The sequence below is a fragment of the Hyphococcus sp. genome (assembly GCF_965228385.1).
In the GTDB taxonomy this organism is placed as follows: Bacteria; Pseudomonadota; Alphaproteobacteria; order Caulobacterales; family Parvularculaceae; genus Hyphococcus.
The window spans coordinates 1,780,517-1,793,330 of record NZ_OZ245810.1 but is presented as its reverse complement, the minus strand read 5'-3'; the positions used below and the strand labels follow the sequence as shown (position 1 = coordinate 1,793,330).

Here is a 12,814-nt window from a genome sequence, read left to right as displayed (position 1 = left end):
GTTTTCAAAACCGGCCCTAATGGCCGCCGCTGGTGGCGCTGTGCTGCTGCTCTTTGCGGCGCTGATGGTGGCGCTGCGCCCGCCGCGCGCCGCAGGTGAGAACAAACAGCGCGAACTTTATAATGTGCAGACGAAGCCGCAGGCCGACGGTTTCGACGCATTGCCTGCCGACTATAGTCAGGTGAAGTCCGATCCGGCGGTCGACTCTGTGCTTGGCCCGCCGCTGCAGGGCGATATAGGCGCCTCTATTCTGAAGGCGGAGCGTGACCTGGGCGTTGAGCCACTGCCATATTCATTATCATCGCCGGATCAGCCGTTCCGCGCTGATCCTGCTGCGGAAGCGGCCCGTGAGGAAGCCTTGCGGCAGGCGAAAATCGAGAACGCCGCGCGCGAGGCGGGCGTCTTCTTTCAGGTATCGAGGGGCGGGAGTTCAGTTTCGGCGAAGCTACCGGCGCCGGAAACAATTTCGCCCGGCCAGCCAATATTCGGCGAGCCGTCGCCTTTTGACGCTTCGCTCGATGAAGACCCGAACCGGCAGGCTCGGAAGATCGGATTCGCCGAAGAAGAAATCGATGACGACATCTACAACGCCTATGCGATGCAGACGCCGCGCTCGCCTTATCAGGTGATGGCGGGAACCATCATTCCAGCAAGCCTGGTGACGGGGATAAATTCGGATTTGCCGGGAACGATCATCGCGCAGGTTACGCAGAATGTTTACGATACCGTCACCGGCGATTATCTGTTGATTCCGCAAGGTGCGCGGCTCATTGGACGCTATGACTCCGTCGTCGCCTTCGGACAGTCTCGAGCACTTGTGGTCTGGACGCGCATCATCAATCCCGATGGAACGTCAATCCGCATTGAGAATCTTCCCGGCGCCGATGCCAGCGGTTACGCCGGCCTTAAGGACAAAGTCGATTTCCATACCTGGCGCTTGCTGAAAGGCATTGTGCTTTCAACGCTGCTTGGCGTCGGAACGGAACTTTCTTTTGACGATTCGGAAAGCGATCTTATCGAGGCGTTGCGCGAATCCGCACAGAACTCCGCCAATCAGGCAGGTCAGCGCCTCATCGATCGCACACTCAACATTCAGCCGACGATCAAAATCCGTCAGGGGTGGCCGGTGCGCGTGATCGTCAACAGGGATCTGATCCTGCAGCCTTTCGAAGGATGAGCCATGCCGAAACGAACCATCAAGCTTGACCGGCTCCCAAACAGGAAACCCGTCAAGCTGACCCTGACACTCGATCCGGAAGTCTTTGACGCTCTTGAAGACTATGCGAGGATTTATGCCGAGGAGTACGGCGAGGGCGAACCCGTCAGCACAATCGCCGCCTCCATGATCGGCGAGTTCATGGATGGGGATGCCGCCTTCAAGCGAAAGCGGAGGTTAGGTCTCACAGAGAGGCCGGCCGCAAATGGAAAATTGCCTGGCTAGTACGATGCTGATATTTGAGCCATATTTGGCTCAGAACAGTCAGAAATATGGGTTTTTGAGCAATTTATGTCTCAAAAACTAAATTCACCTTGAGTAAAAGAATTTGAGACATATATTACCCAAAATATCGGAATATCGAGCTTTTTGAGCAATATATGGCGCAAAAAATAGACTTTGAGCTGGCTACGCCCAGTGAGGTGGAAGGAGCCCTGGGACGCCGCCTGGAGGAAATCCGCCTCAGCCGGAATATCAATCAAACGCAGCTGGCCGAGGAGGCCGGCGTATCTCGCCGCACTATCACGCGCCTGGAGAACGGCAAGGGAGTTTCTCTCGACACGCTAATCCGGGTTATGCGCGCGCTGGGATTGGCTGATCGTTTCTCGACGCTGCTGCCAGATCCAAGCGTCCGGCCTGTGGAACGTGTGCAATTTCAAGGACAAGAACGAAAGCACGCACGGAAAAAATCAAAAAGCGCTTCAGGTAGCTGGAAATGGGCGGAGGAGCCCAAGAAGCAATGACGGATGCTCGTGTCATGCTTTGGGGGCGTGAAATCGGCGCCGTTTCGTGGCTGGAAGACCGGGAAGTCGGCGTCTTTCAATATGCGCCTGAATTCGTACAGAGCGGCATCGAAGTAGCGCCGCTGATGATGCCCCTTAGGGAAGCGCCGTACGAGTTTCCCGGACTGCCGCGCGAAGCTTTCAAGGGGCTGCCTGGACTGCTTGCTGATTCATTGCCTGACAAGTTCGGCAATGCGCTGATTGATGCATGGCTCGCCCGCCAGGGACGGACGCCTGAAAGTTTTAATCCTGTAGAGCGCCTTTGCTACATCGGCGTGCGCGGCATGGGCGCCCTCGAATTCCAGCCAGCAATTTTGGACCCGTCGATACGGAGCAAAAAGCTTGAAGTGGCCGCGCTGGTTGAACTGGCGAATAAGGTGCTAGATGAGCGCGTCGCCCTGGAAGGGAAATTTGCAGGAAGCGACGACGCAAAAGTCATTGAAGATATTATTCGCGTTGGCACATCCGCGGGTGGCGCGCGAGCGAAAGCTATTTTGGCCTGGAATGAAAAAACCGGCGAATTTCGATCCGGCCAGGTTCCGGCTGATGACGGCTTTTCATACTGGCTCATGAAATTCGATGGCGTTACGGGCAACAAGGATAAGGAGCTTGCCGATCCGCAGGGCTACGGTCTTATCGAGTTCGCCTATTACTTAATGGCGAAGGACGCCGGCATCGGCATGATGGAATGCCGCCTCCATAAGGAAGGCGGGCGGGCGCACTTCATGACGAAACGATTCGACAGAACGGATGCGGGCGAAAAGCTCCACATGCAGTCCCTTTGCGCCATGATGCATTTCGATTTCAATCAGCCTGACGCCTATTCTTACGAGCAGGCGTTACAAACAATTCGCCGCATCGGCATGCCGATGGCGGACATGGAAGAGCAATTCAGACGCGCCGTCTTTAACGTGATTGCTCGCAATCATGACGATCATGTGAAAAACATCGCCTATCTCATGAACAAGCAAGGGGACTGGAGACTTTCGCCGGCGTTCGACGTCGCCTACTCCTACAATCCTTCCGGAGCGTGGACGAGCCGCCATCAGATGAGCATTAACGGCAAGCGCGATGGATTTGATATTGACGACCTTCTGGCGCTCGCCCGCTCCGGTGCGATTAAACCGGCCAAAGCGCGAGACATTATCGAGGAAGTAGACGCATCAGTCGGCAAGTGGCGGAGTTTCGTCAAAACAGCCGGAATAGACGATAAGACCGCAGACAGGATCGAAAGAGCGCACCGGCGGTTGAGCTCGTTGCAGAACTAGCGCGCGACGAACATCGATTGTTCAGATCACAAATAAAAGTTGGCGTCCCCGGCAGGATTTGAACCTGCGACACCCGGTTTAGGAAACCGGTGCTCTATCCTACTGAGCTACGGGGACGGATCACGCGATGTCTATTGCGCCTCTTCCATTTACACAATCGACACGGTTCGGAAAACGGTTCGGTGAAAATCCAAATTTCATAAGCTGTTGGCTTCAAAAAACAAATTCGCACTTGACCGCGAGATTAGGAATCTGATGCTCTATCCTGCTGAGCTACGGGGACTGTTAAGCCAAGACCGACCTTAGCCAATATCGCAGCGCATCAAAACCCGGCTTTGGCATTTGCCCGGCTTTGGCATGTGTATGACGAAGCCGGACGGGACCTTGCGCGGCCTCGACGGCGGGTATCTCAGCCGTCCGAGCGGGCGCTGGCGCTCGCGCGGCTGCTTAAATCTCCTGAAATTGTCTTTGAATCGTTTTCCTTACGCTTATTAACCGCCATAATTGGCGCAGAGAACCAATTGCGGGCGAGCGAAACAGGCGGGAGACGAGTTTATGGCGCGGCGACAGGGAGCTATTATTGCCGGGGGATTGCTGGCGGCGTTTGCAATCGGCCTCTTACTGGGACGAATGATTGCGCCGGATACCGGCTCGCGGGGCGCGGCTGACAGTCAGTCGGTGATTGCGTCCGACCCGCGCAGCGATGCGCCGCGACGGCCGTTCCAGGAGCGCCGGTCCGAGACCGCCGACCGGCCAGAAGAAGATATTATCAAGACATTCGCCTATCGCCGGCTGCGGCTCGATATGGCGACGGAAACGCCAAAGGCGTGTCTTCAGTTTACGCGTGAGCTCAACGACAGCGGCGATGTGAATTACAGCGACTTCGTGCGTGTAACTCCCGACGACGGGGTTGCGGTTGAAATAGACGGATCGTCGCTGTGTCTGACCGGACTTGCGTTTGACAAGGATTATCGCGTGCGCCTGCGGGCCGGATTGCCGAGCGGAAAAGGCGAAAGGCTGGAACGGGCTGCAGAAGTCGCCGTCGCTTTTGGCGATAAACCGGCCTATGCCGGTTTTGCCGGCGACGGCGTTATTTTGCCCCGGCTGGAAGCAGACGGCATCGGCATTGAAACGGTCAATGTCGAAGAGATTGAGATCGATGTTTATCGCGTTTCAGATCGGTCTCTCGCCCGTAAAAATATCGTCGCCGGTGAAGCCAGCGGCGAGGGCGAGTATTCCTATGTCTGGGATCAGGAAGACGGCAAGGATGTCGGCGTCAAAGTCTGGAACGGCAAACTGCCAACGCCCGGCGAACGCAACGAAACAGCAACGACAGTCTTTTCGCTCGGCGCCGCGCTCGATGAGATAAAACCCGGCGCCTATTTCATCCACATCAAGGATGTGTCCGCAGGGGCTGACGAATATCGCAACGCGCAGGCCTGGCGCTGGATTGTTTTCACAGACATGGCGTTGACCACCTATACCGGTGCGGACGGCGTCGATGTTTTTGTCCGTTCAATTTCTTCGGCCCGCGCCATGACCGGCGTCCAGCTATCGCTTATCGCGCAAAATAACGAGGTTCTCGCCAGAGCTGTGACCAATGCGGATGGGCGCGCGCGGTTTGAGGGCGCGGCTGTCAATGGCGAGCACCCGCTGACGCCGCGCATGCTCATGGCCTATGGGCCGCAGGAAGACTTTGCGGCTCTGGACCTGACGCGCGCGCCGCTCGATCTTTCCGATCGCAATGTCGGGGGAAGGTCCGCGCCGTCCAAGGTTGACGCCTTCGTCTATCTCGATCGCGGCATCTACCGGCCGGGTGAGACTGTCCATATTTCGGGACTTTTGAGAAATGACGCCGGCAGGGCGATAGAAGATCGCCCGCTGACTGTCACTATTCGACGGCCTAACGGCACCGAGGCGGACAAGCGGCGAATCGATACGCTGGAAGTGGGCGGCTTCTCGTTTGACTATGACGTGCCGGATGCGGCCGCGCGCGGCATGTGGAATATACAAGTCGAAGCGGACGGCCTCGACGGTTTTGTGGGCGGCGAGCAGTTTTCCGTCGAGGATTTCGTGCCGCAACGCCTCGAGGTGAAACTCGAGGGCGATGAAGAAAAGCCGATCCGGCCAGACGAAACACGCGAGTTCACGGTTGAGAGCCGTTATCTCTACGGCGCTCCGGCGAGCGCGCTCGCTGTCGAGGCGGAGGCGCGGTTGCGGCTTGATCCCAATCCGTTTCCGGATTTTTCCGGTTACCGTTTCGGCCCGGTGAACGGCCGTTTCGACGAACGGTTTTTGACGCTGCCCAACACAACGACGGACGCCGAAGGCAAAGCGATAGTGGCGGTCAATGTGGATTCTGCGCCGAAAGGATACGGCGCGCCCATGCGGGCCGATCTTGTTGTCGGCGTCGTGGAGCCCGGCGGTCGCGTTGTGCGCGAATCTGCGCGAATCCCTGTGCGTCCCGACGATCATTATGTGGGTTTGAAGCTCGCCAGCGACGGCGGCAGTTTCGGTCAGGGCGAGACAGTCGCGGTCAATGCTGTTTTGCTGGACTGGCGGGGCCAGCCGGCGGAAAGCGAACTGGAATGGAAGCTGGTCGAAGAAGATTACTGGTTCGACTGGTATCGCGAAAACGGACAGTGGCGCTGGCGCCGTTCTTTCCGCGACGTGCTGATTGCGGAAGGCCGCGGAAAGACATCGCGCGATCAAATCGCCACGCTCGTCAATCAGCGGGTTGATCCGGGTACATACCGCCTGACAGCGACGCGCGCCGGCGGCAAGGCGACAAGCGATATCCGTTTTTATGTCGGCTGGCGCTCTTATGCAGCCGGCGCGGACACGCCGGATCAGGCGGCGGTGACCCTGCAAACAGAAGATGTAACGCCCGGCGCCAGGGCGCGGCTGTTTCTCAATCCGCCCTATGCCGGCGAAGCGACCATCGCAATCGCAACGGACAAGGTGCATCTCGTCCAGCGCATGAAGGTCGGCGCCGACGGGAGGGAAATTATCATCGACACCGACCCGAGCTGGGGCGCGGGTTTTTATGTTCTCGCATCTGTCGTGACGCCGCGCGATGCGGGCGAACGGCCAGTGCCGCGCCGCGCCATGGCGGTGTCGTATGTGCCTTTCGACATGACAGCCCGGAAGCTGAATGTCGCGATTGACGATCCGGAAGTTTTCCGGCCGCGCCAGCAACTGGATTTGCCAGTGACGATTGACGGCGCCGCGCCCGGCTCCACCGTGATGATGACGCTGGCGGCGGTGGATGAGGGCATATTGCGCCTCACGAAATTCGAATCCCCCGATCCCGTCGACTACTATTACGGCAAGAAACGGCTCGGCGTTTCTATTCACGACGATTACGGACGAATTCTCGATGCCAATCTCGGCGCGGCGGCGCGTTTTGGGGGCGACGGTATTGGCGGCGAAGGTTTAACCGTTGTCCCGACAAAATCTGTCGCGCTCTTCACAGGGCCGGTGAAGGTCGGGCAGGGCGGCGAGGCAAGCGTTCCCATCAATGTTCCGGACTTCAACGGCGAGTTGAGACTGATGGCGGTCGCCTGGTCAAAGGACAAGCTCGGTTCCGCGTCAAAGCCCATGACTGTGCGCGACGCCGTTCCAGCGGAACTGGCGTTGCCGCGATTTCTTGCCCCCGGCGATATGGCGAGCGCAACGCTGCTCATCGATAATGTCGATGGCGAGGCGGGCGACTATAAGGTCTCGCTGACAGGCGAGGGGCCGGTGGGTCTATCAGTGAGCGAAACCTTCACGCTGGCGCAGGGCGAGAAACAAACGCAGGTTTTCCCGTTCAGCACGGGCGCGGTGGGGATCGGCGCCGTCAATTTAAGCGTCGATGGCCCCGGCGGGTTTTCCGTAACGCGATCATATCCGATCCAGTCGCGCACGCCTTATTTCCCGGTGACGGAAGTCAGAACCGCGGCGCTCGAACCCGGCGAAACGTTTCAGCTGACGAAAGCGGTGAGCGATCAATTCGTTCCGGGCTCGGCTGAGATCGCCGTATCGTTTTCACGCCTGCGCGGTGTCGAACCCGGCCCGTTGCTCGATGCGCTTTATCGTTATCCTTACGGTTGCTCAGAACAGTTGACGAGTTCGGCCATGCCCCTGCTGTTTGTCGATGTTCTCGGCGGAGAGATCGGCCGCGGGCCGGAGCGGCAGGTGCGCCCGCGCGTGCAAAAGGCCGTAAACGAACTTCTCAATCGTCAGAGCCCTGACGGCGCGTTTGGATTATGGCGCGTCAATGACCGCTGGGCGTCTCCCTGGCTTGGCGCTTACGTGACGGACTTTTTGTACCGCGCCAAGGGGGAGGGCTATGGGGTGCCGGCGGAAGCGCTGGAACGCGCATACTCCTCGCTGCAGGATATCGCCCGCGTCGATCGCTGGTACCTCGCCAGCTACCAGACGACGGTGCCGGAATTTACCAATAACAACGATACGCGCGATCATCTCCGGCGGCGTTCCGCCGCCTATGCGCTATACGTTTTGGCGCGCGCGGGACAAGCCGATCTTTCAGACTTGCGCTATTTTCATGATGCTTTGCTGGATGAAACGCCGAGCCCGCTGGCCCGCGCGCATATTGGCGCGGCGCTGGCGTTGATGGGCGACCGGGCGCGCTCGAACAGCGCTTTTGAAAAGGCGATCGCCGCGTTCGGCTGGCAAAACCGCGGCGATTATTACCAGACGAACCTGCGCGATGTTGCGGGCGTGCTGGCGCTTGCCGTTGAGGCCGGGCAAACGGATAAAACGGAAGCGATTACGGAGCAGTTCATATCCGTGATGAAAGATCCGAAATCCATGCATACCCAGGAAAAGGCGTTCACGCTTCTCGCCGCGCAAGCGCTGTTGCGGGAAGGCGGCCCTGTTGCGTTGACGGTGGATGGCGAAAGCCTTTCCGATTTACCGCCGGCCCCGTCTTTTACCCCGGCGATTGCGGACATTGAAGACGGAATTTCCTACCGCAATGACGGCGACGGACAGATCTTCCGTTCATTGACAGTGTCGGGATCGCCGACATCCGCGCCGCCCGCCGCCGCGCAGGGCTTTACGCTGACAAAACGCGTGGCGACCCGGGACGGACGACCGGCAGATCTTGCAAACATTCAACAAAATGACCGGCTCGTGATTGTCATCACGGGCGCGGCCGCGGACCAGCGTCTGCATCCGGCGGTCATTGCAGATCTCCTGCCGGCGGGTTTTGAGATTGAAACCATTCTCGATCCGGAAGACGGCGGCGGCGAAAATCGCGACGGTCCCTATAGCTGGGCCGGCGCGCTTTCCTATCCGCGCGTCGCCGAAGCGCGCGATGACCGGTTTGTGGCGGCTGTGGATGTCCGAGGAGACAACCGCTTCACGCTCGCCTATGTGGTGCGCGCGGTGACGCCGGGCGAATTTGTCATGCCGGGCGCAGTGATTGAAGACATGTACCGGCCGGGCGTTTTCGCACGCACAAGCGTTTCAGATGTTGCCATCGCTGCTGCGGAATGAGGCGTTTCCGACGCATATTTCAGATCGGCCGTCCGTGCGAAAGCCGGGGTTCAGGAAAAAGGTCTTTCCTGATCCCGGCTGTCGTTGGAATGACCGGATTTTTATTCATGGTTGCGGCAGCAGACGTTTTACTGCCGCCCCCGATAGACAAGGCGCAACGAGTCTCGCCGCTGGTTGTTGATCGGCATGGAGAGTGGCTGCACGCGTTTACGACCGAAGACGGGCGCTGGCGTTTTGCCGCCGATCTGGAACAGATTGATCCGTTGTTTATTGAACGATTGATCGCCGTTGAAGACAAACGTTTTTATGCTCATTGGGGCGTTGATCCGCTGGCCGTGGCGCGGGCAGGCGGTTCCGCCATTAAATCCGGACAAATTGTTTCCGGCGCATCGACCATCACCATGCAGGCCTCGCGCCTTCTTGAACCAAGGCCGCGAACATTCACGTCAAAGATGATCGAAATGCTCCGCGCGTTTCAGTTAGAGCGGCGCTTGTCGAAGCGGGAAATTCTTGAACTCTATCTGACCCTTGCGCCCTATGGCGGCAATCTTGAAGGCGTGCGCGCTGCGAGCCGGTTTTATTTTGACAAGGAACCGACGCGATTAACCGATGCAGAACAGGCGTTGCTGATTGCGTTGCCGCAGGCGCCGGAAACGCGCCGCCCGGACAGGCGTTCGATGACAGCGAGCGCCGCACGGGAAAAAATACTTGAAAAACTTGTGAGCCTCGGCGCCATGTCGCCGCAACTGGCGCAAGAGGCGGCGCAATCGAGATTGCCGAGTGAGCGTCATGCGCCGCCGCGCCTCGCCTATCATACAGCGCATCGGCTTTCACAGTCGGGCCGCGCCGGCGTCATTCAGTCTACGCTCGATCTCGTATTGCAAAGCCGCGCGGAAATTCTGCTGCAGCAATATGTAAAACAATTCGACGACGGCGCCACGGCCTCAATGATGATCATTGAAAATGAAACGCGCGCCGTCAGGGCCAGCGTCGGCTCGTCCGGTCTTGACGCAGATGGCGGTTGGATGGATCTGACGCGCGCGTCCCGCTCGCCCGGATCTGCTTTGAAGCCTTTTATATACGGGCTGGCTTTTGAAGACGGATTTGCAGGCGGCGACACCGTCATCGACGACATGCCGCGCGCTTTTGGCGATTACGCGCCGGAAAATTTCGATCGCGGTTTTCGGGGCGAGGTGAGGGTGCGCGAAGCGCTTCAGCATTCCTTGAATGTTCCGGCGGTGCGCGCGCTTGATCGCGTCGGCGCTGGCCGTTTTGCGGCGTTGTTGAAATCGGCCGGAGTTGATCTGAAAACGCCGCGCAGCACGGACAACGCGTACGGGCTCGCCCTGGCGCTCGGCGGGGCGGGGATCACCGCGCAGGAACTTGCCGTGCTTTATGCAGGCCTGGGCGACGGCGGAGAGGTTAAACCGTTGGTGTGGCGCGAAGACCGGGTGAATGACAATGCAAGCGGCTATCGTTTGTTTTCTGAAACGACGGCGACGCGAATCAGCGCCATTCTCGCCGGCGCGCCATCGCTTGAAGGCCGCGCGCCGGCGTTGCTTTCACAAAACGCAATTGAGATCGCTTACAAAACCGGGACTTCATACGGATTTCGCGACGCATGGGCCGCCGGACATGGCGGCGATTATACCGTTGTTGTCTGGGTCGGCCGGGCCGATGGCGCGCCGCGTCCGGGACATACGGGCCGCAAAACAGCCGCGCCGTTATTGTTTGAGGCGTTCGATCTGTTGGGGCGTCACAAAGAGATGCGCGATGGCGTGGACATGAGCGCAGACGACAATTCTGCGCTGGCGTTGGCGCGATTTGAAAAACCCGTAGAAAAAACGCCGCCGCAAATTATTTTTCCGCGTAACGGCGTTGAAGTTTATCTTGGCGCGCAAACGCACGGGTTTTCGCTTTCCGCGCGCGGCGGCGCCGATGAATATCGCTGGTACGTCAACGGCGATCTTGTCGCGCAGGAATCAACGAGCGGACGGTCAATCTGGCGCCCTGAGCAATCAGGGTTTTATGACATTGTGGTGGTCGACAGGGCGGGCCAGTCTGCGCGGTCCAAAGTTCGCGTTTCAGCGGGATGAAACGCCGGAAGTTTCTTGCCGCCGCCATGTCGTTGCCAGTCGTAGCGCATGCGCAAGGCGGAACGACAAACGCGCGCGCCCTTTCAGGCGACCGGTTTCTAGCCGGCGGTGGCGAATACAAGCTGACGGATGTAACGGCGCCGGCCTTGTACACTATTGATAATCAGCGTCCGGCCTATTTCGACAAAGCAAGGGTTGCTTTGCAAATGCTGCTTTCGGCGGAGTTTGCTATTGAAAAAATCGGCGCGCCGAACCGGTGGGGCGTACAGATGAGCACGGTAAAAAGCGTTTCAGCAGGCAAGACGTTTCAGGAAATCCTGACGCAAGAGGGCGCGGTGCGTGTTGCGCCGGAAACGGACGATCATGAATTTATCGATCGGTTGTTAGCGCTGGAAACCCTGGCGCGCGACGCAAGGGCCGGCCTGTGGTTCATCGACGATTATGGCGTGTTTGAAGCCGGGTCGGCTGAAGGCGCAATCGGCGGCTATCATCTGATAGAAGGCGTCGCGAAGCGCGCCGCCAATACGCGCAGCCGTTTATATCTGAATTTCGGCGAGGATTATCGCACTGATTTTACAGCCGGCGCCGCCGGGCGGCTTCACCGCCGTTGGTTGAACAACGGATTTGATCTCGAGGCGCTTGAAGGCGCGCATGTGCGCATTCGCGGATTTGTAGAGGAGATCAATGGACCATCCATTGACCTGACCCATCAAAAACAGATCGAACTGCTAACCGGAGTTTAGCTCGCCGCCGAGGCGGACGCCGCCGCCGCGGTTTTTTTCTTTAATACGCTTTCAAGTTCTTCAATGGCTTTGCCGAGATCGACATCGCGCACCGCGGCGACTTCCCGCGCCATGCGGTCCAGCGCGGCTTCAAAAAGCTGCCTTTCAGAGTAACTTTGTTCCGGCTGGTCGTCGCCGCGGTAAAGGTCGCGCACGACCTCCGCTACAAGCTTGATATCGCCGGAATTGATTTTGGCGTCGTATTCCTGTGCGCGCCGGCTCCACATGGTGCGTTTGATGCGGGCCCGGCCTTTCAGCGTTGTAACCGCATCCTTCACCGTCTTGTCGTCCGAAAGCGGACGCATCCCGGCGGTTTTGGCTTTTCCGGTCGGCACCCGCAGCTTCATTTTTTCCTGATCGAAATCGATCACGAAGAGTTCAATGGGAATGCCCGCCACCTGCTGTTTTTCAAGACTGACGATCGTGCCGACGCCATGCGCCGGATAAACGATTTTGTCTTTTACCCTGAAATCCTGTTTGGCGGTTTTCGAAGCCTGCGGGTCTTCTGACGCTTCGGCGTCTGCCTGTGGGGCGTCTTTGGGAAGAACCGTTGAGGGCGTCGGTATGGATGCGGCAAGAGAGGTCTTGCGCGGCGCCTGACCGACATTGGCCAGCTTTTTGGGTTTTGGCTTGGCGATTTCGGCTTTCTTTGTGGCCTTCTTTTTCGTTTTGGCCGCTGCGGGTTTCTTCGTCGCCGTCGATTTCACTGTCGCCTTTTTGGCCGCGGTTTTCTTGGCCGCTGTCTTTTTTGCCGCCGTCTTTTTGGCTGCGCTTTTTACAGGCGCTTTCTTCGCAGGCTTTTTCCTGGCGGCGGTGGTCTTTACCGTCGCTTTCTTTTTGGCGGCTGATTTTACCGCCTTTTTTGCGGCCGTTTTTTTAGCGGGGGCTTTTTTCTTCGACGCTGTCGATTTTACGGTCGCTTTCACTTTCTTTTTGGCGGCGGGCGCCTTGGCGGAGGTTTTTTTGGCTTTCGGCTTGGCCGCGCCCGTTTTTTTCGTCGCGGCTTTCTTCGCCGTGGATTTTTTGGCCGCGGTTTTTTTCGTTTTCGTCGCCATGGATGACCTTCATGTTCAACAGCGCCGGCGCTCGCCGCCGACGGGTCCAATTGGTAAGGTTACTTCTTGCGATTCGATGTCGGAGACGCCCTGAACGTGATTCTTCCCGA

General features: G+C 58.4%; 8 protein-coding genes and 1 tRNA gene. 7 read left to right on the top strand and 2 right to left on the bottom strand.

The window, feature by feature from the left end; translation table 11 throughout:
• The first annotated feature begins 19 nt into the window (after positions 1–19).
• The 4 genes from ACQK2Q_RS08385 to ACQK2Q_RS08370 all read left to right on the top strand — a co-directional run bounded on the left by ACQK2Q_RS08385 (position 20) and on the right by ACQK2Q_RS08370 (position 3,266).
• Positions 20–1,177, top strand: coding sequence for a TrbI/VirB10 family protein (locus ACQK2Q_RS08385; protein WP_425409294.1), 1,158 nt, complete (start codon positions 20–22; stop codon positions 1,175–1,177).
• A 3-nt stretch (positions 1,178–1,180) separates the two neighbouring features.
• Positions 1,181–1,441 carry a DUF2274 domain-containing protein gene (locus ACQK2Q_RS08380; RefSeq protein ID WP_425409293.1) on the top strand — a complete coding sequence of 87 codons (261 nt, stop codon included), beginning with the start codon at positions 1,181–1,183 and terminating at the stop codon, positions 1,439–1,441.
• Between the two features lie 155 nt (positions 1,442–1,596).
• Positions 1,597–1,959, top strand: coding sequence for a helix-turn-helix transcriptional regulator (locus ACQK2Q_RS08375; protein ID WP_425409292.1), 363 nt, complete (start codon positions 1,597–1,599; stop codon positions 1,957–1,959).
• Positions 1,956–3,266 carry a type II toxin-antitoxin system HipA family toxin gene (locus tag ACQK2Q_RS08370; RefSeq protein WP_425409291.1) on the top strand — a complete coding sequence of 437 codons (1,311 nt, stop codon included), beginning with the start codon at positions 1,956–1,958 and terminating at the stop codon, positions 3,264–3,266. Before ACQK2Q_RS08375 ends, ACQK2Q_RS08370 begins: the two co-directional genes overlap by 4 nt.
• A 40-nt stretch (positions 3,267–3,306) precedes the next feature.
• Here ACQK2Q_RS08370 and ACQK2Q_RS08365 read toward each other — a convergent pair.
• Positions 3,307–3,383, bottom strand: a tRNA-Arg gene (locus ACQK2Q_RS08365).
• Between the two features lie 438 nt (positions 3,384–3,821).
• On the opposite strand from ACQK2Q_RS08365, the gene ACQK2Q_RS08360 reads away from it, so the two are divergent.
• The 3 genes from ACQK2Q_RS08360 to ACQK2Q_RS08350 all read left to right on the top strand — a co-directional run bounded on the left by ACQK2Q_RS08360 (position 3,822) and on the right by ACQK2Q_RS08350 (position 11,610).
• Complete coding sequence (locus tag ACQK2Q_RS08360; RefSeq protein ID WP_425409290.1) at positions 3,822–8,771, top strand: alpha-2-macroglobulin family protein; 4,950 nt, start codon at positions 3,822–3,824, stop codon at positions 8,769–8,771.
• 107 nt (positions 8,772–8,878) lie between these two features.
• The gene (pbpC, locus tag ACQK2Q_RS08355; protein ID WP_425409289.1) at positions 8,879–10,867 is read left to right on the top strand and encodes a penicillin-binding protein 1C; all 1,989 of its coding nucleotides are present in this window, start codon (positions 8,879–8,881) and stop codon (positions 10,865–10,867) included.
• 26 nt (positions 10,868–10,893) lie between these two features.
• On the top strand, positions 10,894–11,610 hold the full coding sequence (locus ACQK2Q_RS08350; RefSeq protein ID WP_425409288.1) for a thermonuclease family protein: 717 nt from the start codon (positions 10,894–10,896) through the stop codon (positions 11,608–11,610).
• On the opposite strand, the gene ACQK2Q_RS08345 is transcribed toward ACQK2Q_RS08350, so the two are convergent.
• Positions 11,607–12,704 carry a CarD family transcriptional regulator gene (locus ACQK2Q_RS08345; protein WP_425409287.1) on the bottom strand — a complete coding sequence of 366 codons (1,098 nt, stop codon included), beginning with the start codon at positions 12,702–12,704 and terminating at the stop codon, positions 11,607–11,609. The genes ACQK2Q_RS08350 and ACQK2Q_RS08345 overlap by 4 nt on opposite strands.
• Between the last annotated feature and the right edge of the window lie 110 nt (positions 12,705–12,814).

Bases quoted from the DNA above. Each gene is read 5' to 3' on its own strand.
- ACQK2Q_RS08375 (WP_425409292.1), top strand. From the start codon at position 1,597: ATGGCGCAAAAAATAGACTTTGAGCTGGCTACGCCCAGTGAGGTGGAA.
- pbpC (WP_425409289.1), top strand. From the start codon at position 8,879: ATGGTTGCGGCAGCAGACGTTTTACTGCCGCCCCCGATAGACAAGGCG.
- ACQK2Q_RS08370 (WP_425409291.1), top strand. From the start codon at position 1,956: ATGACGGATGCTCGTGTCATGCTTTGGGGGCGTGAAATCGGCGCCGTT.
- ACQK2Q_RS08350 (WP_425409288.1), top strand. From the start codon at position 10,894: ATGTCGTTGCCAGTCGTAGCGCATGCGCAAGGCGGAACGACAAACGCG.
- ACQK2Q_RS08385 (WP_425409294.1), top strand. From the start codon at position 20: ATGGCCGCCGCTGGTGGCGCTGTGCTGCTGCTCTTTGCGGCGCTGATG.
- ACQK2Q_RS08360 (WP_425409290.1), top strand. From the start codon at position 3,822: ATGGCGCGGCGACAGGGAGCTATTATTGCCGGGGGATTGCTGGCGGCG.
- ACQK2Q_RS08380 (WP_425409293.1), top strand. From the start codon at position 1,181: ATGCCGAAACGAACCATCAAGCTTGACCGGCTCCCAAACAGGAAACCC.
- ACQK2Q_RS08345 (WP_425409287.1), bottom strand. From the start codon at position 12,704: ATGGCGACGAAAACGAAAAAAACCGCGGCCAAAAAATCCACGGCGAAG.